Source organism: Streptomyces rubradiris (assembly GCF_016860525.1).
GTDB lineage: Bacteria > Actinomycetota > Actinomycetes > Streptomycetales > Streptomycetaceae > Streptomyces > Streptomyces rubradiris.
Window position 1 is genome coordinate 1495573 of record NZ_BNEA01000015.1, and the last position, 23646, is coordinate 1519218.

Consider the following 23646-nt stretch of genomic DNA (forward strand, 5'->3'; position numbering starts at 1 on the left):
TTGGGCGTCGGGCCGTTCCGCCTGGCCAGGCCGTCGGGCCGCCGGCATCGGCCGGGCCGGGGCCGCCGCACGCCGGAGGCGAAGGTCCGGCTCCGACTTGGCCGCCGGGCCGTTCCGCCTTGCTCGGGCGTCGGGCCGCCGGCATCGGCCGGGCCGGGGCCGCCGCACGCCGAAGGCGAAGGTCCGGCTCCGGCTTGGGCGCCGGGCCGTTCCGCCTTGCTCGGGCGTCGGGCCGCCGACATCGGCTGGACCAGGGCCGCCGCACGCCGAAGGCGAAGGTCCGGCTCCGGCTTGGGCGCCGGGCCGTTCCGCCTTGCTCGGGCGTCGGGCCGCCGGCATCGGCCGGGCCGGGGCCGCCGCACGCCGGAGGCGAGGGTCCGGCTCCGGCTTGGGTGTCGGGCCGTCAGGCGGCCTTTTCCCCCTCCTCTTCCTCCTCGGCGGCGGGCGTCAGCGGTACCTGGGGGCCGTTCAGCTCGTCCAGCCAGCGGCGCAGGATGCGGTGGATCCGCTCGGCGCCGACCGGTTCCGTCCCGTCGGCGGACGGCGGGGAGAGGTCCACCGGGGAGAGCAGGAACGGACGGGACTGGGCCCCGCCGAGACCGCCGTGCGAGCCGATCTGCTCCTCGAAGGCGAGGACCTCGCCGTCGGCGGGGTCGTAGGCGGAGTTGACCATGATGTCGGCGGTGTGCGGGAAGGAGTGGGTGCGGCGGACGGCGTCCGCGGCGCCGGGGCCGAAGCGGGCCAGCGGGCCCGGCTCGTCGTCCAGCCGGTCCAGCGGGATCTCCGCGCCGTGCGCGCCGAGCACCACACCGCCGTGCCGCTCGCTGCGCACCAGCAGGAAGCCGATGCCGGGGTGGTTGGCGAGGGTGGTGAGCAGGGCCGGGTGGCGGGCGTCGATCTCCTCCTTGGTCATCCGGTGCGGGACGTCCGGGAAGGAGACCAGGCCGAGGTTGCCGGAGGCCAGCACGACGGGCTCGCGGCGGCGGGCCGGACGGTGGTGCTCGCCCTTCTCCTCCACCGGGCGGCGCAGGGCGGCGCGCACGGCGGCGCGGGCCTCGGCACCGCTGTGCGTCTGCCGGGCCCGGCGCGGCACGGGCAGCCCGCAGCCGGCCCGGACCAGGTCGCCGAGGGTGAGGCCGTAGCGGGCGCGGAACGTTTCGCCGGGGCTCTGCCCGTGGTCGGACAGCACGACGATCCGGTACGGGCGCGGGGCGTGTTCGGCGACGCGCTCCAGCAGGGCCAGGCAGCGGTCGAGGCGCCGCAGGACCTGCTCGGCGTCGCGACCGTGCGGGCCGGAGTGGTGGGCGACCTCGTCGTAGGCGACGAGGTCGGCGTAGACGGCGGTCCGGCCGGCGAGCATGTCGCCCATGACCGCGGCGACGACGACGTCCCGCTCGACGACGGTGGCGAAGGCGCGGATCAGCGGGTACAGGCCGCCCCGGCCGACCCGCGGGCGCTGCCGGCCCAGCCGGGCGCGGGTGGACTGGCCGATCTCGCGGGCCACCTCGGCGACGAAGGACAGGGCGGTGCGGACGGCGTTCGCGGGGTCGGAGAAGTAGGCGAAGTAGCCGGCCCGGGAGCGGTTGTCGCGGCCGCGGCGGCGGGTGGCGATGGACAGCACCAGGGCCTGTTCGCCGGCGCCGCCGCTGAAGAGGTTGCCGCGGCTGGCGCCGTCGACGGCGAGCAGTCCGTCGTCACCGGTGCGCAGGGCGGCGCGGCGCTGGAGTTCGGCCGCGCTGGTCGGCCGGTTGCACACCATCACCTCGCCGCGGTCCTTCTCGTACCAGCGGAAGGCCGGCACGTCGAAGGTGCTGCCGTGCAGGATGCCGAGCTGACTGGCCCCGGTCTGGCTGGACCAGTCTGTGCGCCAAGGGGTGAGGCGGTGGGTGGGCGCGCGGGTGGGCAGGGGGGCGCGGGGTCCCTGGGCCGGGAGGGCGGCGGTGGCCTCGTGGGCCGGGAGGGCGGCGGACGGCCCGGAGGCGTTGCCGGAGGCGGCGGACGGTGCGGGGGCGGAGCGGCCGGGGGCGGCGGGCGGTTCGAGAGCCGCGGACGGTCCGTGGGTGGAGCGGCCGTCGTCGGCCGGCCGAGCGCCGGTCGTGCGCGGTCGTATCCCGTCGGCTGCCGGACGTATGCCGTCGGCTGCCGGGCGTATGCCGTGCGCGGCCGGTCCCGCGGTCTCGTGTGACGACAGCCAGCGGGCGATCGTCGGCATCAGGCCCTTGCGGACCGCGTCCGTGAGGACGTCGTGGCCGACGCCGTCGAGCTGGACGCAGACCAGGCCGGGCGTGGTGGGACAGGGCGGGTGGGCCCGGCGGCCGCGGGTGGCGAGGCGGTGCAGCCGGCGGCGGTATGCCTCGTCGTCGCGCACCGCGAGGGCCGCGCCGGTCGCGGAGGCGACGGCGGACATCACCGCGGCCACGATGACCGCGGTCTCGGGCGCGGCCTCGCCCCGGCCGGAGGGGTTGACGCGCAGGGCGAGCAGCAGCAGGGAGCCGTTAAGGAAGAAGACCAGCAGGCCGAGGACCAGCGCGGGCACGAGCAGCAGCAGCCGGACCAGCAGTGGCCAGACCACGGCCGACAGGATGCCGAAGGCTCCGGCACCGCAGGCGGCGGCCAGGGCGATCCGGGTGACGCTGTCGCCGTCGGCGGACTGGAGCCGGAAGTCGGGCAGCAGCCCGGCGAGGAGCAGCATGGTGACCGTGGAGACCGCCCATACGGCGACGCTTCGCCCGACCTGACTGGCGATCCGCCGCCACCGCACGCCCCGCACGCCGTACACCTCACAACCCGGCCCTCCCGCCCCTCGGGCCAGGAGGACCCTCCTTACGCTCCAGCGGGCCGGTCGGGCCCGGTTCCACCTTGTCACACGGGGGCGCGGACGACCGGGGCGGACCGGGGTCACCGGCCGTCGTAGCCGGCCGTCGGCATGGACAGTCGGCGGTGCACCCGGGCCTTCATCTGCGCGTCGTACGACGGCTCGGCGCGCCCCACCGTCTCCACGCGCACGCCCCGGCGCGCGCACTCGGCGGTGAACTCCTCCACCGACGACAGGGCCCGGCGCAGCACCCGGAGGCTGGGCGCGACGAACACGTCCACCCCGGGGCGCACCCCCTCCCAGAGCGCGCAGTGGTCGAAACGCAGACCGCCTACGAGAAGTTCCCGGGCGATGACGTAGCCGCGCTCGGCGGCCCAGCGGGCGCACATGGCGTGCTGGCTGCGGGAGTCCACCAGGAAGGGGTCGGCCTCCAGCTCTTCCAGGGGCGTCAGGCTCGCGATGGCGGTGACCCGCACCGGCGTCAGCGTGCCGAAAACCCCTCGCGGCTGTCTCATGGCGTCCCCTCACCTCCCGATTTCGCCGCCGACCCTACTCCAGCCCGTAGGCTTCGGGGAGTCGCGCGAAGGAGGCGAAAGAAGGTGCCGGTGGAGATCACCTGGTGGGGGCACGCCACCTGCGTGGTGGAGGACGCGAACATCAGGGTGCTCACCGATCCGCTGTTCGCCCACCGGCTGGCGCACCTGCGCCGCCGCCGGGGTGCCGTGCCGCCCGCCGGGGCCCGCCGCGCCGACCTGGCGCTGGTCTCGCATCTGCACGCCGACCATCTGCACCTGCCCTCGCTGGCCTGCCTCGCCCCGGGCACGCGCCTGCTCGTGCCCCGGGGCGCACCACGGGCGGTACCCGGACTGCGCCGGCTACGGCAGCTGCGGATCACCGAGGTGGTGCCCGGCGACGAGGTGCGGGTGGGCGAGGTGCTGGTCCGGGTGGTGCCGGCGCTGCACGACGGGCGGCGGCTGCCGGTGGGCCCGCGCCGCTCCCCCGCGCTGGGCTACGTCGTGGAGGGCGAGGCGCGGACCTACTTCGCCGGCGACACCGGGCTGTTCGACGAGATGGCCGAACGGGTCGGGCCGGTGGACGCGGCGCTGCTGCCGGTGGGCGGCTGGGGTCCGTATCTCGGGGAGGGGCACCTGGACGCGGGGCGGGCGGCGCGGGCGCTGGCCCGGCTGGCGCCGCGGATCGCGGTGCCGGTGCACTACGGGACGTACTGGCCGATCGGCATGGACGCGGTACGCCCGCACGAGTTCCACGCGCCGGGTGACGAGTTCGTACGGCTGGCCGCGGTGGCCGCGCCCCGGGTGGCGGTGCACAAGCTGGCGCACGGCGAGAGCGTGCGGCTGGAGGTCGCGCGGTGACCTGGCTCGCCGCCGCGTCGGCCACCGTGACCCCCGAGTCCACGCAGCAGGTGGTGGGCTATCCGTCGTTGTTCCTGCTGGTGCTGATCGGGGCGCTGGTGCCGGTGGTGCCGACGGGCGCGCTGGTGAGCTCGGCGGCGGTGGTCGCGCTCCACCAGAGGGCGCCGTACTCGTCGGCGCTGGTGTTCGTGACGGCGGCACTGGCCGCGTTCCTGGGGGACGTGGCGCTGTACTGGCTGGGCCGGCGCGGGATGCGGTCCAGGAGCGGGTCGCGGTGGCTGGCGGCGATCCGGGCCCGGGCGCCGGAGGAGCGGCTGGCGCAAGCCCGGGGGAAGCTGGCCGAACACGGGATCGCCGTGCTGGTGCTGTCCCGGCTCGTACCCGCCGGGCGGATACCGGTGATGCTGGCGTGCCTGATGGCGGAGTGGCCGCCGCGGAGGTTCGCGCGGGGGAACCTCCCGGCGTGCCTGGCCTGGGCGGCGACGTATCAGGTGATCGGGATCGTGGGCGGGTCGTTGTTCGAGGAACCGTGGGAGGGGGTGGTGCTGGCGGTGGTGCTGACGGTCCTGATCAGCGCGGTCCCCGGGGTGTGGCGGCGGGTCCGGGCCGCCGGCTGAGGCCTCGACTCAGCACTCTGGACGCGCCGACCGGGAGGTCCCACAGGTCCGCGCGCTCCAGTCCCGCCTTCTCCCAGGCGGCCCGTACCCGGGTGAGCGGTTCCAGGACCGGTTCCGCCGAGAGGATGAACGTGCCCCAGTGCATGGGGGCCATGCGGCGGGCGCCGAGGTCCAGGGTGGCCCGGACCGCCTCCTCGGGGTCGCAGTGGACGTCGCTGAGCCACCAGCGGGGGTCGTAGGCGCCGATGGGCATCAGGGCCAGGTCGATGCCGGGGTAGCGGCGGCCGATGCGGGAGAACCAGTGGCCGTAGCCGGTGTCGCCGGCGAAGTAGAGGCGCTGTCCGTCCGGGGCGGTGAGGACCCAGCCGCCCCACAGGCTGCGGCAGGTGTCGGTGAGGGTGCGCTTGGACCAGTGGTGGGCGGGGACGAAGTCGAAGCGGGTGCCGGACAGTTCGGCGCCCTCCCACCAGTCCAGCTCGGTGACGCGGGTGAACCGGCGGCGGCGGAACCAGTTGCCGAGGCCCGCGGGCACGAAGACGGGGGTGTCGCGCGGGAGCCGGCGCAGGGTGGGGGCGTCCAGGTGGTCGTAGTGGTTGTGGCTGATGACGACGGCGTCGACGGGGGGCAGCGCGTCCCAGGGCACGCCCACGGGGGTGACGCGGGCCGGGGTGCCGAGGATGCGGCGGGACCAGACCGGGTCGGTGAGGACGGTCAGCCCGCCGATCCGGACGACCCAGCTGGCGTGTCCCGCCCAGGTGACGGCCAGGGTGCGGCTGTCCACACGGGGCAGCGGGCCCGGTTCGTACGGCAGCCGGGGGATGTCGGCGAGGCCGTCGGGGCCGGGGCGCACGGCGCCTTCGCGGGCGAAGCGGGCGAGGGCCTTCAGGCCGGGCAGGGGCGCGGTCAGCCGGTCGTGGAAGGTGCGCGGCCAGACCCGGTGTTCGCCCAGCGGGCGGGGCTCGGCCAGCGGGGGAAAGGGGGCGGCGCGGGGGTCCGGCGCGCCGGGTGCCGTGGTCGTCGTGGCCGGGCCGGGCTCATGCGTCTGCTGCGTCATCGAGGATGCTCCCATCGCTGAGCGTCGTCGCGGAGATCGTCGAAGGCCGACCTCAAGGAGACCAACGCGCGTTGCACGTGTGGCAGTTCCAACGGTGCGGGGGACGCGAGGCTCTCCGTGCGCTCCTCGTCCGTGCCGCCCAGCAGGGGTCCGGTGGCGAGCCGCACGCGCAGCGCGCCGAGGTCGTCGCCGAAGCGGTGGCCGCCGGGCGCGGGCATGCCGAGCCGGGCGGTGAGGAGGTCCTCCAGGTCCTGGGCGTCCCCGGCCCCCTGGGCGGCCAGCGGCTCGCGCAGCGGCGCGAGGTCGGCGTACAGGTGACGGCCGGCCTGCGGGGGTCGGGCGAGTGCGCCGGCGGCGACCACGGCGGCGTGCGCGGCGGCGGCCACGCGCGCGTGCAGCCGGACGGTGGCCTCCCGGCGTTCGGTGACGGGCGGCGGTTCGTCGAGGGCGTAGCAGGCCGCCGCGGCGACCGGTACGGCGAGCCGCGCGCCGAGGGCGGTGAGGACGTCGAGCACGCGCGCGTGCAGCCGCCGTCCGGCCCCGGTGGCCGGGAAGCGCGCGACGGCGGCGGGCCAGCCGGCGGGCAGCAGGGCACCGGCCAGGTCGGTGACGACGGTGACCTCGTCGGGCCACATCTCGGCCGGGCTGAGCAGGACGGTCTCGCGCGGTGCGTGCAGGGTGTCGCGCCAGGTCTCGTCGCTGACCAGGTGGAGGCCCTCGGCGGTGGCGGCCTCGACGGTCTCGTGCAGCAGTTCGGGCGGGGCGACGGTGGCGGTGGGGTCGTCGGCGACGGACAGCACCAGCAGCCGTGGGTCGCCGCCCTCGGCACGGACCCGGCGCACGGTCTCCAGCAGGGCGTACGGGTCGGGCACGCCGCCGCTCTCGGCGGGGGTCGGCACATGGAACACGGGCCGGCCGAGGAGTCGGGCGTACGGCGCCCACCAGGCGGCGCAGGGGCGGGGTACGAGGATGTCGGCGCCGTCGCCGGCCAGCGCGGCGGTGATGGCGAGCAGCAGCGCGGGGGCGCCGGGGCCCGCGGCGACCCGGTCGGGGACGCAGGACAGTCCGCGCCGGGTCCAGTACCCGCAGGCCGCCTCCAGCAGGGCGGGCGCGCCGCCGACGGGCTGGGCGTCGGCGCGGCCCGCCGCGGCGGCGACCACGGCGGACAACTCGGGCAGCACGGGCAGACCATCGGCGGGCAGCGGCGGACCGTAGCGGACGGGGCCGTGGTCCTCCCGGGGGTGGGCGGGGACGTGGCCGTCGCGGCGGGGGACGGAACCGCGACCGTGGCGGCCGGGGCCGTGGCCGTCCCGGTGGTGGGCGGAACCGTGGCCCTCACCGCAGGGGACGGGCTCCTGGTCGTTCCCTCGGAGGGCGGGATCGGCCTCGCGGGGGTGGACGGGGCCGCGGTCCTCACCGCGCGGAACAGGGCCCCGGGGCTCCCGGCCGTGGGCGGCGCCGTGGTCCTCACCGCCGCGAGCGGCACCCCGGTTCTCCGTGCCGGGGGCGGGGCCGTGGCCGTCCCGGCGGGGGGCGGAACCGTGGCCCTCACCGCAGGGGACGGGCTCCTGGTCGTTCCCTCGGGGGGCGGGACCGGGATCGGCCGCGCGGGGGTGGACGGGGCCGCGGTCCTCACCGCGCGGAACAGGGCCCCGGGGCGCCCGGCCGTGGTCGGCGCCGTGGTCCTCACCGCCGCGAGCGGCACCCCGGTTCTCCGTGCCGGGGACGGGGCCGTGGCCGTCCCGGCGGTCTCGGTCCGGGTCCGTGCGCCGCATGTCCGCCTCCGCGAGTGCGTGGTGCCGTTGTGCCGTCCCGCCCGGGCCGTGCGTTCCGCGTGCTCGCCGTGCCGCCTGGTGTCCGGGCGTGGTCGCTGGTCCGCGTTCCTTGTCCGTGCCGTCCGTGTTCGTCGTGCCGGTTCTTGCGTTTCGGGTCCGGTGGTCGCGGGGCGGATGGTGCCGGTGGGGCGCTGCCGGTTCCCTCGCGACGGCGTGTACCCGGCGTACGGCTGTCCATGGGCGGTCGCCGGTGTCGCCGGGGTCACATTTCGGCGGACCGCCCCGCCGCCAGGCGTGTGCGGCCGTACAGCCGGTAGCCGGCGCCCGCGCAGGCGGCGGCGATCAGGGCGGCGCCGACGGCGAGGGCGGGGACCGAGTCCTCGAAGGTGCCGCCCGCTCCGGCGTCCACGCCGTGCTGGACGCCGGCCGGGCGGCAGCCGTCGGCGTCGGGGGCGTCAGGGGCGTCAGGGGCCTCACGGCAGGCGTGGCCGCCGTCGGAGCAGGCCGCGTCGCGGGACTCCCCGCACTGGTGTCCGTCCTGCGCACAGGACCCCCCTCCCGAGCACTCCCGCTCGCCACCGTCCGGGCTCCCGCCGTCCCGGCCCCCACCGTCGCGCCCGCCCGCGTCCTGTCCCCCGCCGACCTGCCCGGTCCCGCTCCACCCCGAGCCGCCTGGTCCTCCGCCGGTCTGCCCGGCCCCCTCGCGCCCACCCGCCTCCTGTCCCCCGCCGACCTGCCCGGTCCCGTTCCACCCCGAGCCGTCCGGTCCTCCGCCGGTCTGCCCGGCGCCCTCCCGCGCCGAGCCGTCCCACCCCGTGCCGTCCGGCCCGGCCGGCTCCTTCCCCGTGCCGTCCACGGCTCCGGCGTCCGGGGCTCCGCCCCCGTCCGGCCCGGCCTGCTCCCGCCCGCCGGCGCCGGCTCCGAGGGAGGCGTCCTCGCACCCCGGGTCGCCCACGGTTCCGTCGCCGGGGGCTATAGGCGCGGCGCCGAGGGTTCCCGGAACCGGCACCGGTACCGGTACGGGTCCGGTGAGCGGGTCGCAGGACGCCGGGAGCGGTACCGGCGCGGCGGGCCCGGCCAGGGCGAGCACGGCACCGGGGGCGGACGCGGCGGGCCCGGTCAGGGCGAGCACGGCACCGGCGGCGAAGGCGGCGGACAGGGCGGCGCGGGCGGTGCGGCGCATGGGCGGGGCTCCTCGCGGGGTGCGGCGGGCGGTCGGACGGCCGTACACCGGCGCACCGGCACCACGGCGACGCGTGCGGCACCCGGCCCCGACGGGACGGTCGTACCGCGGCGACGCCGTGCGGCGCCCCGGCCACGGGGGCACGGTCGGTGTGCCCTCGCTGCCATGACAGCCCGCGCGGGGCCCTACCGCGCGCGGCCGGAGCCCATTCGCGCGACACGCGGGGCCGCACGGGTGACGGCCACCGGAACGCACCGGACGAGACGCACCGGACGATCCGCAACGCCCCCGACGCACGACACGCCGACCCGGCCGGCCGACGGCGCCCGGAAGCACAAGGGCCCCTGTCGGCGCGCCCCGCCCGCCCCACCCCGGAGGTTTTCCGTCTGCCGCGCAGGTCACTCGGTACGGGCTGACCGGATCGTCCGCTTCGCTCTCCACCGGGAGGTCTGTCCATGAGCACCAAGGTCTCGGACCACATCCTCGAACGCCTGCGCGCTTGGGGCGTGGAGGAGGTTTTCGGCTATCCGGGCGACGGCATCAACGGACTGCTCGCCGCCTGGGGCCGCGCCGAGAACCGGCCGCGGTTCGTCCAGTCCCGGCACGAGGAGATGTCCGCCTTCGAGGCGGTCGGGTACGCGAAGTTCAGCGGGCGCATCGGGGTGTGCGCGGCGACCTCCGGACCCGGCGCCATCCACCTGCTCAACGGCCTCTACGACGCGAAGCTGGACCACGTACCCGTGCTGGCCATCGTCGGCCAGACCAACCGGACCGCGATGGGCGGCTCCTACCAGCAGGAAGTCGACCTGCACACGCTGTACAAGGACGTCGCTTCGGAGTTCGTGGAGACCGTGACGGTGCCCGAGCAGCTGCCGAACGTGCTGGACCGGGCGATCCGTACCGCGTACGCCCGGCGCTGCCCGACCGCGCTGATCATCCCGGGCGATGTGCAGGAACTGGACTACTCGCCGCCCACGCACGCCTTCAAGATGGTGCCGTCCAGCCTGGGGATGAGCGAGTTCACGGCGGCCCCGACCGACGAGGCGCTGCGCCGGGCGGCGGACGTGCTGAACGCGGGCGAGAAGGTGGCCGTCCTGGTCGGCCAGGGCGCGGCGGGGGCGGTCGCGGAGGTGCGGGAGGTCGCCGAGCTGCTCGGTGCGGGGGTGGCCAAGGCGCTGCTCGGCAAGGACGTGCTCAGTGACGAGCTGCCGTATGTGACGGGCCCGATCGGGCTGCTCGGCAGCCGGCCGTCGTACGAGCTGATGCGGGACTGCGACACGCTGCTGACCATCGGCTCGTCGTTCCCGTACACGCAGTTCATGCCGGAGTTCGGCAAGGCGCGCGGGGTGCAGATCGACATCGACGCGCACATGATCGGCATGCGCTACCCGTACGAGGTGAACCTGATCGGCGACGCGCAGGCGACGCTGCGCCGGCTGATCCCGCTGCTCAAGGCGGAGGGGCGGAGCCGGAAGTGGTACGACACGGTGTGCGCGAACGTGAAGCGCTGGCACGCCACGATGGAGCGGCGGGCGGCGGTGGCGGCCGATCCGATCAACCCCGAGTACGTGGCCCGGGCGCTGGATCCGCTGCTGCCGGACGACGCGATCCTGACCTCGGACTCCGGTTCGGTAGCCAACTGGTACGCGCGGCACATCACGATGCGGCCGGGCATGCGCGGTTCACTGTCCGGGACGCTGGCGACGATGGGCCCGGGGGTGCCGTACGCGATCGGGGCGAAGTTCGCGCACCCGGACCGGCCGGTGTTCGCTCTGGTCGGCGACGGCGCGATGCAGATGAACGGGCTGGCGGAGATGATCACGGCGGCCAAGTACCGGGACCTGTGGCCGGATCCGCGGCTGGTGGTGGCCGTGTGGAACAACCAGGACCTGAACCAGGTGACCTGGGAGATGCGGGCCATGGAGGGCGCCCCCTCGTTCCTGCCGTCGCAGTCGATCCCGGACGTGCAGTACGCGGCGTTCGCCCGTTCGCTCGGGCTGACCGGTATCCGGGTGGAGAAGCCGGAGGACGTGGAGGCGGCCTGGCGGGCCGGGCTGGAGGCGGACGGGCCGGCGGTGCTCGAGTTCCTCACCGACCCCGCCGTGCCGCCGATCCCGCCGCACGCCAGCTGGGAGCAGATGGAGGCGACGGCCGCCTCGATCCTGAAGGGCGACGCCGACCGGGGTTCGGTGATCAAGCAGGGCCTGAAGGCGAAGGTGCAGGAGTTCCTGCCCGGCCGGGCCAAACAGTGACCGTGCGGGAGGAGTCCCGTGCCGGACGCAGAGACCTGTGCCGCAGGTGCGGGAACAGTCCCGTGCCGGACGCAGGGAGCCCGTGTCGGACGTGTGGCACCGGGTACGCGGTGCGGACCTTCGACCCTTGGAGGGAGATATGCAGCGAGGCAGTGACCGGCTGAACGTCCACCGGGACGACGAGATGAAGCACGAGCTGAAGGGGCTGCTGCGGTCCGGCCACCCCACGCGCGTGGAGGAGTGGCACGACCCGGAGCCGGCCGCGGACGACGATCCTGAGGTCTGGAGCGGCCCGGTGGGCGGCCTCGGGTCCCCGGCGTCCCTGGAGCGGACCCGGCTGGAGCTGGCCCGGCACCTGAGCCGGCACGCCTTCCCCGCGCAGCCGGGCGAGCTGGCCCGGGCGCTGCGCCGGAGCAACGCGCCCGGCACGTTGATCGACGCCGTCGCCGGTCTGCCCCACCAGGACCGGTACGAGAACCTGCAACAGCTGGCCGAGGCGCTGGTGGGGGGCGAATGAGGCAGGGCGCACCCTGGCCGGCCCCCCGCGCCGCGGGCCAGGCGGCCGAGATCGCGCGGGGCGCGACGGTCGATGTCGGCGAGGTCACGACGCGCTTCCTGCTGTACGGGCTGCTGCCCGGCTGGTTCGTGCCGGGGCTCGCCGACTGGGTGATGCACCGGCGCACCCGGATCGAGGACACGTCGGGGACGAAGGAGTCCCTGATCCACTCCCTGATGATGGCGGAGGTGGGCCTGCCCATCGCGCTCACCCTGCGCTACGAGGTCAATCCCCTGCTGCTGGCCGTGCAGCTGGGCGCGGCGGCGGCGCACGAGGCGACCGCGCTGTGGGACGTGCGGACCGCGGAGGACAGCGACCGCGAGGTCAAGCCGGTCGAGCAGCACATCCACAGCTTCCTGGAGTCGCTGCCGTTCGGCGGGCTGGTGTCCCTGATGTGCCTGCACTCCGACCAGGTGCGGTCGTTGCTGCGGGGAGGGCGCGGGGACCCGGACGCCTGGCGGCTGCTGCCGCGCCGGCGCCCGCTGTCGCCGGGCTATCTGGCGGGCATCGGGGTCGCGATCGGCGCGTGTGTGCTGCTGCCGTACGGCGAGGAACTGGTGCGCTGCCGGCGGGCGGCCAGGGCGCGGAAGCGGCGCGCCCGGGCCCACCGGGCGGCGCTGCGGCAAGTGAAAGGAGTCTGAGACATATGCGTATCGCGTTTCTGGTGGCACCCGAGGGCGTCGAGCAGGTCGAGCTGACCGAGCCGTGGAAGGCCGCCTCGGACGCCGGGCACGAGCCGGTGCTCGTGTCGACACAGCCGGGGGAGATCCAGGCGTTCAACCACCTGGACAAGGCGGACACCTTCCCCGTGGACGAGGTGGTGGAGCAGACGTCGGCCGGGTCCTTCGGCGGTCTGGTGCTGCCGGGCGGGGTCGCCAACCCGGACTTCCTGCGGATGGACGAGAAGGCCGTCGCCTTCGTGAAGGACTTCTTCGACCAGGGCCGGCCGGTCGCCGCGATCTGTCACGCGCCGTGGACGCTGGTGGAGGCCGACGTGGTGCGCGGGCGGGTGCTGACATCGTGGCCGAGCCTGCGGACCGACATCCAGAACGCCGGCGGCACCTGGGTGGACGAGCAGGTCAAGATCTGCGACCACGGCTCCAACCAGCTGGTGACCAGCCGCAAGCCGGACGATCTGAAGGCGTTCTGCGACGCGTTCGTCCACGTGTTCGCCGGGGAAGCCGGCTGACCGCCGACCGCCCGCAGGTCACGGGGCCGGCCCGCTTCCGGGCCGGCCCCTTCGTATGCCTTGCGGGGTCGCGGCGTCAGGTGCCGGTGCCGGGAGTATCCGGGGACACGGCGTCAGGTGCCGGGGGTGTCCGGGGTCGCCGCCTCGTCAGGTGCCGGGAGTATCCGGGGTCGCCGCCTCGCCGCAGCCGCGCTCCCGGGCGCCCTCGCGAGTGCGGCCCGCGCTGACCAGGCGGCGGGGGTTGCGCCGCAGGTACTCGCCCTCCAGCTGCGCCATCCGCTCGTTATGGGCCCGCAGTGCGTCGTTCGAGCCGTACAGCAGGGTGTCGTGGCGCGTGCGGTGGATCGTCTCCAGCTCCTTCATGAGCTGCTGGTCGTCCAGCCGGCTGGGGTCGACTCCGGTCATGGTGGTGCCCCGCTCGTCGTGTTCGTTCATGGGGTACGGGTACCCGCCCGGCACGCACTGCCCCCGAGTGATTTCCGGGAGGAATCCATGGAACTCGCGTTCCTGAATCCACTGTACGAACATCCGAGGTCATGGGCCTCCGCATACGTCGACCTGTCCCGGCACGAGGAGGACATGCACACCCAGCGCAGGCTGACGGCCGAGGCGGTGGCCCGGCAGCTGCGGGAGCAGGGCGCCGACGAGGCCACCTGCCGGGCGGTGCACGACGCGGTGGCGGCCCTGGAGCGCAGCACCGAGCCGTACGGGCGGGCCGTCTTCGCCCGGGACGGCGAGGTGGTGCTCCAGGTGCCGCTGACCCAGGCCCCGCCGCAGGGCCTGGTGCACTGGGGCACGCTGCCGCACGTCACCCCGCTGCTGGACCTGGCCGGCGAGGACCCGGTGTCGCTGGTGGCGTACATCGACCGCACCGGGGCCGACTTCGAGCTGCGCAGCGCGGTGCTGCGGGAGGAGGCCGGGCATGTGACGGGCAGCCGGCAGTGGCCGATGCACCGGGCGAAGGCGTCCGACTGGTCCGAGCGGCACTTCCAGCTGAAGGTGGAGGACACCTGGGAGCACAACGCGCGGGAGGTCGCCGAGGCGCTCGCGGCCTGCCAGGCCGAGACCGGCGCGGACCTGCTGATCCTGTGCGGGGAGCCACGGGAGTGCCGGTCGGTGCACGAGCGGTTGCCGGCGCGGCTGCGGGACCGGACCGTGGAGACCGAACACGGCGTGGGCAGCCGGCTGTTGCCGCGGGAGGTGGCGGAGATCCGGGCCCGGCACGTGCGGGAGCGGATCCTGGCCGAGGTGGACCGGTACCGGTCCGCCCGGACGCCCGACGAGGAGCGGCGGGCGGCGGCCGTCGAGGGGGTGCCGGAGCTGATCGAGGCGGCCCGCGAACACCGGCTGGCCGAGCTGCTGATCCTCCCGGACGGCCCGGACACCGGGCGCGAGGTGTGGATCGGCGAGGACCCGGCCCAGCTGGCGGAGCGCCGTACGGAGCTGAGGGACCTCGGTGAACAGCACGCCTGGCCGGCCCGCGCCGACGACGCGCTGGTGCGGGCGGCCGTGGTGACGGACGCGCCGGTCTTCTCGCTGGCGCCGGTGCTGGCGGACACCGGCGAGGAGGTTCCGGCGGGCGGCATGGGCGCGCTGCTGCGCTGGCGGTAGCGGCCCGTGACCGGCCCTGATCCGGGGTGCGGGCCCGGGGTTACCGGGCCCGCTCGACGCGGCGTTCGTCCCAGACCGGTTCGGAACTCTCGCGGACCCGGCCGTCGCCGCCGAAGACCAGGAAGCGGTCGAAGGAGCGGGCGAACCAGCGGTCGTGGGTGACCGCGAGGACCGTGCCCTCGAACGCCTCCAGCCCCTCCTGGAGGGCCTCGGCGGACTCCAGGTCGAGGTTGTCGGTGGGCTCGTCCAGCAACAGGGCGGTGGCGCCGGCCAGTTCGAGCAGCAGGATCTGGAAGCGGGCCTGCTGTCCGCCGGAGAGCCGGTCGAAGGTCTGCTCGGCCTGCCGGGTGAGTTCGTAGCGGCGCAGCCGGGACATGGCCGCGCCCCGGTCCTGGGCGTGTTCCTTCCAGAGGATGTCCAGCAGGGTGCGGCCCTGGAGCTCCGGCTGCGCGTGGGTCTGCGCGAAGTGGCCGGGGACGACCCGGGCGCCCAGCTTCCACTCGCCCGTGTGCGCGACGTCCTCGCCGGCCAGCAGCCGCAGGAAGTGGGACTTGCCGGAGCCGTTGGAGCCGAGCACGGCGACCCGTTCGCCGTAGAAGACCTCCAGGTCGAACGGCTTCATCAGACCGGTCAGTTCCAGCCCCGCGCAGGTGACGGCCCGTACGCCGGTACGACCGCCCTTCAGCCGCATGGTGATCTCCTGCTCCCGGGGCGGCTCCGGCGGCGGGCCGGCCTCCTCGAACTTGCGCAGGCGGGTCTGGGCGGCGGCGTACCGGGAGGCCATCTCGTGGCTGACGGCGGCGGCCTGACGCAGACTCAGCACCAGCTTCTTCAGCTGGGCGTGTTTCTCGTCCCAGCGGCGGCGCAACTCCTCGAAGCGGGCGAAGCGTTCGCGGCGGGCCTCGTGGTAGGTGGCGAAGCCGCCGCCGTGCACCCAGGCGTCGGCGCCGGCCGGGCCCGGCTCCACGGAGACGATCTTCTCGGCGGCGCGGGCGAGGAGTTCGCGGTCGTGGGAGACGAACAGGACGGTCTTCCGGGTCTCCTTCAGCTGCTGCTCCAGCCAGCGCTTGCCGGGCACGTCGAGGTAGTTGTCCGGCTCGTCCAGCAGCAGTACCTCGTCGGTGCCGCGCAGCAGCGCCTCCAGCACCAGCCGCTTCTGCTCTCCGCCGGAGAGGGTGCGCACCTCGCGCCACTGGGCGCGCTCGTAGGGGACGCCGAGGGCCGCGGTGGTGCACATGTCCCACAGGGTCTCGGCCTCGTAGCCGCGCGCCTCGGCCCAGTCGGCGAGGGCCTGGGCGTAGCCGAGCTGGGCGGCCTCGTCATCGACGGTCATCAGGGCGTGCTCGGCGGCGTCGACGGCCTTCGCGGCCTGCCGGATCCGGGGCGGGGCGACGGAGACCAGCAGGTCCCGTACGGTCGTGTCGTCGCGTACGGAGCCGACGAACTGGCGCATCACGCCGAGGCCGCCGCCGACGGTGACGGTGCCGCCGTGCGGTTTCAGCTCGCCGGAGATCAGCCGCAGCAGCGTGGTCTTGCCGGCGCCGTTCGGCCCGACCAGGGCGACGACGGCTCCCTCCCCCACCCGGAAGGACACATCGCCCAGCAGCGCCCTTCCGTCGGGGAGGTAGTACTCCAGGTGCGCGGCTTCCAGATGTCCCATGGGCAGGCATTCTGCGCGGCCCGCGGGTACGGGGGCAAACGGGTATCGGGAGGGGCGGTGTGGTGGTCGTCGCTATCCCGTCGTCTCCACGGCCTCCCCCGTCGGGCCGCCCTCGTCGGCCGGTGTCACCGCGGCGCCCTCCCAGGAGAGGACCTTCCAGCCGTCGGCCGGGGTGCCCTCCAGGATGATCACTCCGGTGTTCTCCAGGGGGCGGGCCGCGGCGAAGGTCGCGTCGACGTTGGCGGCGCGGGCGGCGGTCCAGACCCGGATCGCGGCGCCGTGGCTGATCATGGCGACCGTCCGGGCCCCGCTCGCGGCGGCCTCGGCCACCACGGCGTCGTACCGGCCCAGTGCCTGGGCGCCGCTCTCCCCGCCGGGCATCCGCAGCGCGGTGTCCCCGGACGCCCACGCGAACGCGGTGCGCATGTACCGCCGGCCCTCGGGGGTGTGCCCGGGCAGCAGTTCCAGATCGCCGGCGGACAGCTCGCGGATGCCGTCCCGTACGCGCACCTCCAGGCCGCGGGCGGCGGCCAGCGGGGCGGCGGTCTGCTGGGCGCGGACCAGCGTGGAGGCGTACAGGGCGTCGATGTCCTCCTCGGCGAGCGCCCCGGGCAGCGCGGCGGCCTGCGCCCGGCCGAGCGGGGTCAGCCCCGGGCCGGGCACGGCGGTGTCGAGCAGGCCGTCCACGTTGGACGGAATCTGGCCGTGCCGGACGAGCAGCAGCCGCATCCGGGGTTCACCTCCCGCGCGTACACAGGAAACGGGCCCTTCAGGGTAACCGCATCCCATGAGCCCTGACCTGGACCTGACCGCCCCCGCGTCGGCCGCCGCCCGCGCCCGGCTGCGCACGCTGCTCGACCTCGACGGGCGGCTGTTCGAGACCGCCGCCGCCTGGCACTGGCCCGGCGCCGAGCGGGTGCTGCCCCGGCTGAGCCGGGCCGCGAACCACGGCGTGCTGTGGTTCGCGTCGGCCGCCGCCCTGGCCGCGAGCCGCACGCCACGCTCCCGCCGGGCGGCGGCCCGGGGCCTGGCCTCGCTCGGCCTGGCCTCGCTGACGATCAACACGCTCGGCAAGCGCTCGGTGCGCCGGGCCCGGCCGGAGCTGGACCCGGTGCCGCTGGTGCGGCGGCTGACGCGGCAGCCGATCACCACGTCCTTCCCGTCCGGACACGCGGCCTCGGCGGCGGCCTTCGCCACCGGGGTGGCGCTGGAGTCGCCGGCGTGGGGCGCGGCGATGGCGCCGGTGGCGTTCTCGGTGGCGATGTCGAGGGTCTACACCGGAGTGCACTTCCCGAGCGACGTGCTGGCCGGGGCGGCGCTCGGGGCGGGCGCCGCCTTCCTGGTACGGCGGCTGGTACCGCCGCGCGCCCAGGCGGGGCTGCCCGCCCGGTCCCGCGTCGAGGTGCCCGCGCTGCCCGAGGGCGAGGGGCTGGTGCTGGTCGCCAACCGGGCCTCGGGGACGGCGGACCGGGTCGGGGCGCTGCACGACGCGCTGCCCATGGCGGAGGTCCTCCAGTGCGCGCCGGAGGACGTCGAGGCCGAGCTGGAGAAGGCGGCGGCGCGGGCCCGGGTGCTCGGGGTCTGCGGCGGCGACGGCACAGTGAACGCGGCGGCCCGGGTGGCGCTCAGGCACGGGCTGCCGCTCGCGGTGCTGCCGGGCGGCACCCTCAACCACTTCGCCGCCGATCTGGGCGTGGCGGACGAGTGTCTGCTGGCCCGCGCGGTCCGGCGCGGGGAGGCGGTCCGGGTGGACGCGGGCCGGTTCACCGCCGGGGACCGGGAGGGCCTGTTCCTGAACACGCTCAGCCTCGGTGTGTACCCGGAGCTGGTGCGGGTCAGGGACCGCTGGTCGCACCGGATCGGCGGCTGGCCGGCCGGGGTGCTGGGCGCGCTGCGCGTGCTGCGGGCCGGCGAGCATCCCCTGGAGGTGGAGGTGGGCGGTGAACCGCGGCCCCTGTGGCTGCTGTTCGTCGGCAACGGGGTCTACCACCGCATGGGGCTCTCGCCGGGCCGCCGGAACGATCTGGCGGACGGGCTGCTGGACGTGCGGGTGGTGCACGGGGGCCGCAGGCCCGCGCTGCGGCTGCTCGCGGCGGCCGTGGCGGGACCGCTGACCCGGTCGCCGGCGCACTCGGCGGTGCAGGTGAACCGGCTGCGGCTGACCGGTGTCGCCCCGGGCACCCCGCTCGCCTACGACGGCGAGGTCACGTCGGTGTCGGGCGAGGTGACGCTGGAGAAGCTGCCGGAGGCGCTGACGGTCTACCGCCCGCTGGACATCACCGCCTGACCACCGGCCGTCCATATTCACCTTCTGCGGGGAGATTCCGTGCCGTAAAGAAGCCTGATTCGCGGATTTCTGGAAACCAGATCTGCAGGAGGTTTCACACATGGTTCCCATCCTGCTGGTATTGCTTCTGGCCCTTGTTCTTTTCGGCGCCGGATTCGCGGTGAAGATTCTCTGGTGGATCGCCCTGGCGGTGCTGGTCCTCTGGCTGCTGGGTTTCGTGGCCCGCGGCACGACGGCCGGCGGCGGCAGGGGGCGGTGGTACCGGTGGTGACATGACGCCCCGGCCGGCTCCCTAGTCGCGGGGCAGCAGCGGTCCGAGCGGCCCGAGGTCCAGGTTCAGGTCCTCGGGCCGCAGTCCGTAGCGGTCGCGCAGTTCGGCCATGCGATCCTCCAGGAGCATCAGGGTGAGCCCGATCCGCTCCTCCTGCTCCTCGGTCAGCTCGCCGGTGTCGAAGCGGCGCACCGCCTGCCGCTCCATGAGCTGGCGCAGCAGTTCCACCACGGTCAGCACGAGTTTCACCAGGTCGCGCTCGACCGTGTCGGGTTCCAGGTCGAGCCGGTTGCGCGGGGTCACAGGGCCTCCTCGGACGGCTGGGCGGGCAGGAGCCGGGGCTCGAAGGGCGAGGGCACCGCCGCGTTGACGGAGCTGATCAGCGCGTTCAGGTCGATGCGGACCAGGTCGACGTCCGCGATCCGCAGGGTGATGTCCCCGGTGATCACGACTCCGCCGGCCAGCAGCCGGTCGAGCAGGTCGACGAGCGCGATCTCGCGCCGTTCGACAACGGTCACGACACTCCCTCCCCCGCGTCCGCGGCGCCCGCGGTGTCTCCGGCACTCCCGGTGTCCCCGGTGCCCCCGGTGTCCCCGGTATCTCCCGTGAATGAATAAGCGGCCCACGGGCCGGTCAGTTCCACCCGGAATCCGGGCTCCTCGTCCTTCGTCCGGTCCACCAATTCCACGAATTCCTCGGAATGGGCCCGGGGCACCAGGTAGGCCGCGTTGAGCACATTCAGCCCCGCCGCCCGCGAGAGCGCGGAATTCTGCGGAGGGTGCAGCCGGAAGTCCTCGGCGCGTGCCGAAAGTCGCTCGTGCAGCCCGTGGGCGAACCGCTCCGCCCGCTGCCAGGTCTCCTCCTTCGCCTGGCCGCGCTCGCGGCGCCGGCGCAGATAGTCCCGGCCGCTTACCGGCTTCGCCGAGGAGGCGGCCGCCGCTCCGGCCGGTTCGGCGGCCGCCTCCTCGGCGTACACCTTCACGCCCCACTCCACCCGGCCGTCGAGCCGGTCGAGCAGGGCCCGGAAGTGGTCCTCACGGGCCTCGATCATGACGCGTACGGCGCTGTCGTCACGGAAGACGGTGGCGAGCCGCAGCGGCAGCGGGGTGGTGACCGTGGTGAGCGCGTCGACCACGCCCTGGTGGGCGCGGGCGGTCGCGGCGAGCCAGTCCAGGTCCTCCAGGTGGGCCTTCAGCGCCTCCTCGCCGAAGTCGGCCTCCGGGACCGTACTGACCACGGCGACCAGCCCGTGGTGGTGGAGCAGGCCGGGCGGGGCGCCCGCGACGCCCGTCAGCTCGGCCTGCAACGGCGCCCCGAGGGGGCGGCACACGGCGTACACGTACCGCAGTCCGGTCATGGGGCCTCCTTCGGGGCGCGGCCCGGCTCCAGTTCCTCCAGCCGGGCGAGACGTTCACGCAGCTCGGCGTTCTCCCGGGCCAGCTCGTCCCGGCGGGCCCGGGAGGACAGGGCGGGATCGCTCTCCCACCAGTCGATCCCCATCTCCTTGGCCTTGTCCACCGAAGCGACGATCAGCCGCAGCTTGATGGTGAGCAGTTCGATGTCGAGCAGGTTGATCCTGATATCGCCCGCGATGACGACACCCTTGTCGAGCACCCGTTCGAGGATGTCGGCGAGGTTGGCCCCCGATGCCTGTCCGTACGGCTCGGGCAGGCGGCTCGGTGTCGTCATCGACCACCCCCGCGCCCGGTGTCCTCGGGTTCCTCTTCCTCGTCCGCCTCGTCCGCCTCGTCCTCCTCGTACTCGTCGTAGGCGCCCTCCTCGCCTTCCTCAGGCTCCTCGGACTCCTCCGGCTCCTCGTCCTCCTCCTCGTACCCGGCCTCGTAGGGCTCCTCTTCCTCTTCCTCCTCGGGCTCCCGGGACCCGTTCGCGGGGGCCCCGGCCTCCTCGTCCTCGTCCCCGGACGGCGGGGCCCCCGACTCCTGGTCCCGCTCCTCCTCGGCCACGGCGTCCTCGTGGCTGCGGACCACCTCGCCGTCGCGGATCTCGCCGCGCCAGGCGTCCTCCGCCTCTCCCTTGAGGGTGATGAAACGGGCGAAGTTCTTCAGGTCCAGCCTGGCCCGGCGGCCCTGGGCGCGCCAGATGTTGCCGGTCTTCTCGAACAGGCCGGTCGGGTAGTACTCCATGACCAGCAGCACCCGGGTGAGGTTCTCCTCCAGCCGGTGGAAGGAGACCACGCCCTTGGTGGTGCCCTTGGCGCCCTCCGAGGACCACTGGATGCGGTAGTCGGGTATCTGCTCGGTGGTCTGCGCCTTCCAGCTGCGGGAGGACCAGAAGATCTTGGCCTGCCAGTCGGAGTGGGTGTCGTCGGAGCGGCTCGCGCTCTTGACGCCCTTGGCGAAGGTGCTGAAGCTCTGGTACTGCGTCCACTGGTCGTACGCCGTGCGCAGCGGCACGCCGACGTCGACGGACTCCATGATGACGGTGGGCTTCCGGCCCGCGCCGCCCTTCTTGCCCTTGCCGCCCCCGAGGTTTCTGACCGTGTCCAGCACGCTGTCCTTGGCGCGGGAGGCGCCCAGTTCCAGCGCGGAGCGCAGCGGCCCCTTGCCCTCGGCCAGCTTGCGGCCGCCTTCCAGCGCCAGCTTGGCGAAGCCCGGGCTGTTGCCCTCGGCGATGTCGTTGAGCCGGACGGTGGTCTCGCCGAGTTTGCGGCCGGCGCCGGCCAGCATCCGCTCGGCCTGCGCCATCAGGTAGGCGCGGGCTTCCTCCTTGAGCCGGTCGGCGGCCTCGCTGCGGGCGAGGCCGGAGGCCGTGGAGCGGAGGGTCTCGGTCATCGGTCATCGCCGCCCTTCGAGTGCCGGGTGACGGCGCCGCGGGCGGCCCCGCCGACCGCGGCCGTGCGCTTCGCCGCCGCCTTCCCGGCCGCGCCGGTCTTCCTGGCCACTCCCTTCCCGGCGGCGGACAGCGGCTTCCCGGCCGCCTTCGTGCCCGACGCCTTCCGTTCGGGAGCCTTCTTCTCGGCGGACCCCCGCTCGGAGGTGCCCTTGGCGGGGGCCTTCCGCTCCGGGGGCTTCTTCTCGGTCTCCTTGCGCCGTGCCTCCCCCCGGGATGCGCCCTTCGGCCGGGCGTCCTCCTCCTCTTCGGCCTCCTCGGGCTCGTCAGGCTCCTCGCGGGAGCCGGCGGCCCGCCCGCCCGCCAGCTGGTCGCGCACCTGGTCGGTGCGCCTGGCCAGCCGGTCGGCGAGCGAGGACATCTGCCGCTCGACCACCGCACCGGTGGCCGCCTTGCCGACGCCCCGCAGCTCGCCGCGGAGCTGGTCGCCGATCTCCTTGAACTGCGGGTTGGCCAGCAGTTGCCGGTTCACCTGCTCCGCCAGCGCCCGCGGGCCGAGGTTGAGCTTCTTGCCGGCCACGAGCGAGCCGACCGCGAGCGCCGCCTTCAGCTTCTTCGTGCGGCCGAGCAGGTATCCGGCCCCTACGGCGAGACCCAGCGCCGTCCTGTTCATCGTCCCCTCCCGTTGCCAGTCGTGTCGCCGGAGTGCATGGCGGTCTCCAGCCGGTCGAGCAGCTCGTCCTCGCGCCGGTCGAACTCCTCCTCGGTGATCTCGCCCGCCATCAGCTGTTCTTCGAGGCGGGCCAGCTCCGCGCGTATGGCGGCCGGGTCGTAGTAGATCCGTTCCGCCTCACGGAGCACCTGCCGGATCGCCCACGCGCCACCGCGCACCGGGGCGAAGGGCAGCAGCACCAGTTCCGAGATCAGTCCCACGGGAGCCTCCTTCCGGCCGGGCCCGCCGCTACGGGGCTCCGGCGTCCGCGCCGACCGTGCTGCCCGCGGGTTCGGCCGGGCCGGGGTCGACGAAGCTGTACGGCGGTAGCGGGCCGTTGACCCGCAGTTCCAGGTGGGGGTGGCTGGAGCGCACCCCGTCGACCGCGGCCAGGAACTCGTCGACGCCGTCTCGGGCCAGCAGGAAGGACACGTTGAGCAGCCAGCCGGTGGACTCCGGTCCGGCGCTGACCGCGGCGGCGGCCGGCTCGAGCAGCCGCCGCACCTCGGCGGCGTCCTCGCCCTCCTTGGCCTTGACCGCGCCGGCGACCAGCTCCCCGAGGCGGATCTTGTCGTCGTAACTTCCGCCGCCCGCCTTGCGGTTGGCCTCGGCGAGGCCGCGGATCTCCGCGTTCTCGGCCATCACCCGGTGCAGCACGGCGTCCTGGATGTGGCTGGCCTTGACGTTGTACTCGACCTTGCCGTCCAGCTCGCGCAGCCGCTCCAGGTAGTGGTCCGCCCGCTCGGTCAGCACCGACTTCACGGCGTCGTCGTCATCGGCGACGCCGCCGAACCGCATCGGCAGCACGCACCCGGCCGCGCCCGCCTCGGCGAGCACGTTCTGGTGTGCGAGCAGGTCCCTGCGCTTGGGCCGCAGGGAGTCCGGGGCGTCGCTGACCACCGCGGCCAGCTCACCCACCGTGACGATCCGAACCGGCCGCGGCGGCTCGCCCACGCCGGGCATCCCCTCCGGGAGCCCCGGGTGCGAGCGTGCGGCGATGCCGTAGACGTAGGTGCTCACTCCTCTTCCTCCCTACGACGGGCCGTGGTCCTGCGGGCGCCCTGCCTCGGCTCGCGCTCGCCCTCCTCACGGGCCTGCTTGAAGGCGTCGGCCACCGTCTGCGCCGCGCCGGACAGCGCGCCCTTGGACTTGCCGCGGGCGCCGCTCTCGGTGATCTCACCGACGATGTCGGGCAGTCCGGGGCTCTTGTGCGGGCCCGCCTCCAGGTCGAGGCGGTTGCACGCCTCGGCGAAGCGCAGGTAGGTGTCGACGCTGGCCACGACGACCCGGACGTCGATCTTCAGGATCTCGATGCCGACCAGGGAGACCCGCACGAACGCGTCGATGACGAGTCCCCGGTCGAGTACGAGCTCCAGGACGTCGTAGAGGCCACTCGTGCCGCCTCCGCCGCCGGGCTGCTGTGCCGGGAGAACGGTCATATCGGCCCTTCCTCCTCGTGAGTAGTCCGACCACGCCGGACGCGTGGCCGCGGTGCGCGGAC

Annotated in this window: 26 protein-coding genes; 9 read left to right on the forward strand and 17 right to left on the reverse strand. The window is 74.8% G+C overall.

Annotated features, from left to right (window positions below; translation table 11 throughout):
* Positions 1 to 403 precede the first annotated feature (403 nt).
* Together Srubr_RS40885 and Srubr_RS19845 are read right to left on the reverse strand one after the other, a co-directional pair.
* Positions 404 to 2770: a phage holin family protein gene (locus Srubr_RS40885; RefSeq protein ID WP_229926470.1), complete on the reverse strand. Its 2367-nt coding sequence runs from the start codon at positions 2768 to 2770 to the stop codon at positions 404 to 406.
* Between the two features lie 128 nt (positions 2771 to 2898).
* Positions 2899 to 3330: a hypothetical protein gene (locus Srubr_RS19845; protein ID WP_358690501.1), complete on the reverse strand. Its 432-nt coding sequence runs from the start codon at positions 3328 to 3330 to the stop codon at positions 2899 to 2901.
* Positions 3331 to 3414: 84 nt separating this feature from the next.
* Between Srubr_RS19845 and Srubr_RS19850 the strand changes: the two genes are divergently transcribed.
* Both Srubr_RS19850 and Srubr_RS19855 read left to right on the forward strand, forming a co-directional pair.
* Positions 3415 to 4188, forward strand: coding sequence for an MBL fold metallo-hydrolase (locus Srubr_RS19850; RefSeq protein ID WP_189990711.1), 774 nt, complete (start codon positions 3415 to 3417; stop codon positions 4186 to 4188).
* On the forward strand, positions 4185 to 4805 hold the full coding sequence (locus Srubr_RS19855; protein WP_189990709.1) for a DedA family protein: 621 nt from the start codon (positions 4185 to 4187) through the stop codon (positions 4803 to 4805). The genes Srubr_RS19850 and Srubr_RS19855 overlap by 4 nt, the downstream gene beginning before the upstream one ends.
* Here Srubr_RS19855 and Srubr_RS19860 read toward each other — a convergent pair.
* The 3 genes from Srubr_RS19860 to Srubr_RS19870 all read right to left on the reverse strand — a co-directional run bounded on the left by Srubr_RS19860 (position 4759) and on the right by Srubr_RS19870 (position 8817).
* On the reverse strand, positions 4759 to 5859 hold the full coding sequence (locus tag Srubr_RS19860) for an MBL fold metallo-hydrolase (RefSeq protein ID WP_189990707.1): 1101 nt from the start codon (positions 5857 to 5859) through the stop codon (positions 4759 to 4761). The genes Srubr_RS19855 and Srubr_RS19860 overlap by 47 nt on opposite strands.
* The gene (locus tag Srubr_RS19865) at positions 5856 to 7061 is read right to left on the reverse strand and encodes an aminotransferase class I/II-fold pyridoxal phosphate-dependent enzyme (RefSeq protein ID WP_189990911.1); all 1206 of its coding nucleotides are present in this window, start codon (positions 7059 to 7061) and stop codon (positions 5856 to 5858) included. Before Srubr_RS19865 ends, Srubr_RS19860 begins: the two co-directional genes overlap by 4 nt.
* An 835-nt stretch (positions 7062 to 7896) precedes the next feature.
* On the reverse strand, positions 7897 to 8817 hold the full coding sequence (locus tag Srubr_RS19870) for a hypothetical protein (protein ID WP_189990705.1): 921 nt from the start codon (positions 8815 to 8817) through the stop codon (positions 7897 to 7899).
* Between the two features lie 455 nt (positions 8818 to 9272).
* Here Srubr_RS19870 and Srubr_RS19875 point away from each other — a divergent pair, with 455 nt between their 5' ends.
* The 4 genes from Srubr_RS19875 (at position 9273) to Srubr_RS19890 (ending at position 12814) form a co-directional block, all read left to right on the forward strand.
* The gene (locus Srubr_RS19875) at positions 9273 to 11069 is read left to right on the forward strand and encodes a thiamine pyrophosphate-requiring protein (protein WP_189990703.1); all 1797 of its coding nucleotides are present in this window, start codon (positions 9273 to 9275) and stop codon (positions 11067 to 11069) included.
* 139 nt (positions 11070 to 11208) lie between these two features.
* Positions 11209 to 11586: a DUF2795 domain-containing protein gene (locus tag Srubr_RS19880; protein WP_189990701.1), complete on the forward strand. Its 378-nt coding sequence runs from the start codon at positions 11209 to 11211 to the stop codon at positions 11584 to 11586.
* Entirely contained in the window at positions 11583 to 12266 is a 684-nt protein-coding gene (locus Srubr_RS19885) for a diguanylate cyclase (RefSeq protein WP_189990699.1), read from the forward strand. Before Srubr_RS19880 ends, Srubr_RS19885 begins: the two co-directional genes overlap by 4 nt.
* A gap of 5 nt (positions 12267 to 12271) precedes the next feature.
* Positions 12272 to 12814 (forward strand): type 1 glutamine amidotransferase domain-containing protein, encoded by a 543-nt coding sequence (locus tag Srubr_RS19890; protein ID WP_189990697.1) that lies wholly within the window; start codon positions 12272 to 12274, stop codon positions 12812 to 12814.
* Between the two features lie 147 nt (positions 12815 to 12961).
* Here Srubr_RS19890 and Srubr_RS19895 read toward each other — a convergent pair whose 3' ends face one another.
* Entirely contained in the window at positions 12962 to 13249 is a 288-nt protein-coding gene (locus Srubr_RS19895) for a DUF6158 family protein (protein ID WP_189990695.1), read from the reverse strand.
* 57 nt (positions 13250 to 13306) lie between these two features.
* Between Srubr_RS19895 and Srubr_RS19900 the strand changes: the two genes are divergently transcribed.
* Entirely contained in the window at positions 13307 to 14425 is a 1119-nt protein-coding gene (locus Srubr_RS19900; RefSeq protein WP_189990693.1) for a baeRF2 domain-containing protein, read from the forward strand.
* A 40-nt stretch (positions 14426 to 14465) separates the two neighbouring features.
* Here the strand turns inward: Srubr_RS19900 and Srubr_RS19905 are convergent, their stop codons facing one another.
* Entirely contained in the window at positions 14466 to 16085 is a 1620-nt protein-coding gene (locus Srubr_RS19905; protein WP_189990691.1) for an ATP-binding cassette domain-containing protein, read from the reverse strand.
* Positions 16086 to 16157: 72 nt separating this feature from the next.
* Complete coding sequence (locus Srubr_RS19910) at positions 16158 to 16814, reverse strand: histidine phosphatase family protein (protein ID WP_189990689.1); 657 nt, start codon at positions 16812 to 16814, stop codon at positions 16158 to 16160.
* A 58-nt stretch (positions 16815 to 16872) separates the two neighbouring features.
* On the opposite strand from Srubr_RS19910, the gene Srubr_RS19915 reads away from it, so the two are divergent.
* Together Srubr_RS19915 and Srubr_RS19920 are read left to right on the forward strand one after the other, a co-directional pair.
* The gene (locus Srubr_RS19915; protein ID WP_189990687.1) at positions 16873 to 18372 is read left to right on the forward strand and encodes a bifunctional phosphatase PAP2/diacylglycerol kinase family protein; all 1500 of its coding nucleotides are present in this window, start codon (positions 16873 to 16875) and stop codon (positions 18370 to 18372) included.
* Between the two features lie 100 nt (positions 18373 to 18472).
* Positions 18473 to 18643 carry a hypothetical protein gene (locus Srubr_RS19920; protein ID WP_030605834.1) on the forward strand — a complete coding sequence of 57 codons (171 nt, stop codon included), beginning with the start codon at positions 18473 to 18475 and terminating at the stop codon, positions 18641 to 18643.
* A 21-nt stretch (positions 18644 to 18664) separates the two neighbouring features.
* On the opposite strand, the gene Srubr_RS19925 is transcribed toward Srubr_RS19920, so the two are convergent.
* The 9 genes from Srubr_RS19925 to Srubr_RS19965 are packed head-to-tail and all read right to left on the reverse strand — an operon-like array spanning position 18665 to position 23584.
* Positions 18665 to 18946: a gas vesicle protein K gene (locus tag Srubr_RS19925; protein WP_189990685.1), complete on the reverse strand. Its 282-nt coding sequence runs from the start codon at positions 18944 to 18946 to the stop codon at positions 18665 to 18667.
* Entirely contained in the window at positions 18943 to 19161 is a 219-nt protein-coding gene (locus Srubr_RS19930; RefSeq protein WP_189990683.1) for a gas vesicle protein, read from the reverse strand. The genes Srubr_RS19925 and Srubr_RS19930 overlap by 4 nt, the downstream gene beginning before the upstream one ends.
* Positions 19158 to 20000 carry a GvpL/GvpF family gas vesicle protein gene (locus tag Srubr_RS19935; RefSeq protein WP_189990681.1) on the reverse strand — a complete coding sequence of 281 codons (843 nt, stop codon included), beginning with the start codon at positions 19998 to 20000 and terminating at the stop codon, positions 19158 to 19160. The genes Srubr_RS19930 and Srubr_RS19935 overlap by 4 nt, the downstream gene beginning before the upstream one ends.
* Positions 19997 to 20332 carry a gas vesicle protein gene (locus tag Srubr_RS19940; RefSeq protein WP_189990679.1) on the reverse strand — a complete coding sequence of 112 codons (336 nt, stop codon included), beginning with the start codon at positions 20330 to 20332 and terminating at the stop codon, positions 19997 to 19999. The genes Srubr_RS19935 and Srubr_RS19940 overlap by 4 nt, the downstream gene beginning before the upstream one ends.
* Positions 20329 to 21435, reverse strand: coding sequence for an SRPBCC family protein (locus Srubr_RS19945; RefSeq protein WP_189990676.1), 1107 nt, complete (start codon positions 21433 to 21435; stop codon positions 20329 to 20331). Before Srubr_RS19945 ends, Srubr_RS19940 begins: the two co-directional genes overlap by 4 nt.
* Positions 21432 to 22106, reverse strand: coding sequence for a DNA primase (locus Srubr_RS19950; RefSeq protein ID WP_189990675.1), 675 nt, complete (start codon positions 22104 to 22106; stop codon positions 21432 to 21434). Before Srubr_RS19950 ends, Srubr_RS19945 begins: the two co-directional genes overlap by 4 nt.
* Positions 22103 to 22366, reverse strand: coding sequence for a gas vesicle protein GvpG (locus Srubr_RS19955; RefSeq protein ID WP_189990673.1), 264 nt, complete (start codon positions 22364 to 22366; stop codon positions 22103 to 22105). Before Srubr_RS19955 ends, Srubr_RS19950 begins: the two co-directional genes overlap by 4 nt.
* 28 nt (positions 22367 to 22394) lie before the next feature.
* Positions 22395 to 23165: a GvpL/GvpF family gas vesicle protein gene (locus Srubr_RS19960; protein ID WP_189990671.1), complete on the reverse strand. Its 771-nt coding sequence runs from the start codon at positions 23163 to 23165 to the stop codon at positions 22395 to 22397.
* Entirely contained in the window at positions 23162 to 23584 is a 423-nt protein-coding gene (locus tag Srubr_RS19965; protein ID WP_189990669.1) for a gas vesicle structural protein GvpA, read from the reverse strand. The genes Srubr_RS19960 and Srubr_RS19965 overlap by 4 nt, the downstream gene beginning before the upstream one ends.
* Positions 23585 to 23646: the final 62 nt, after the last annotated feature.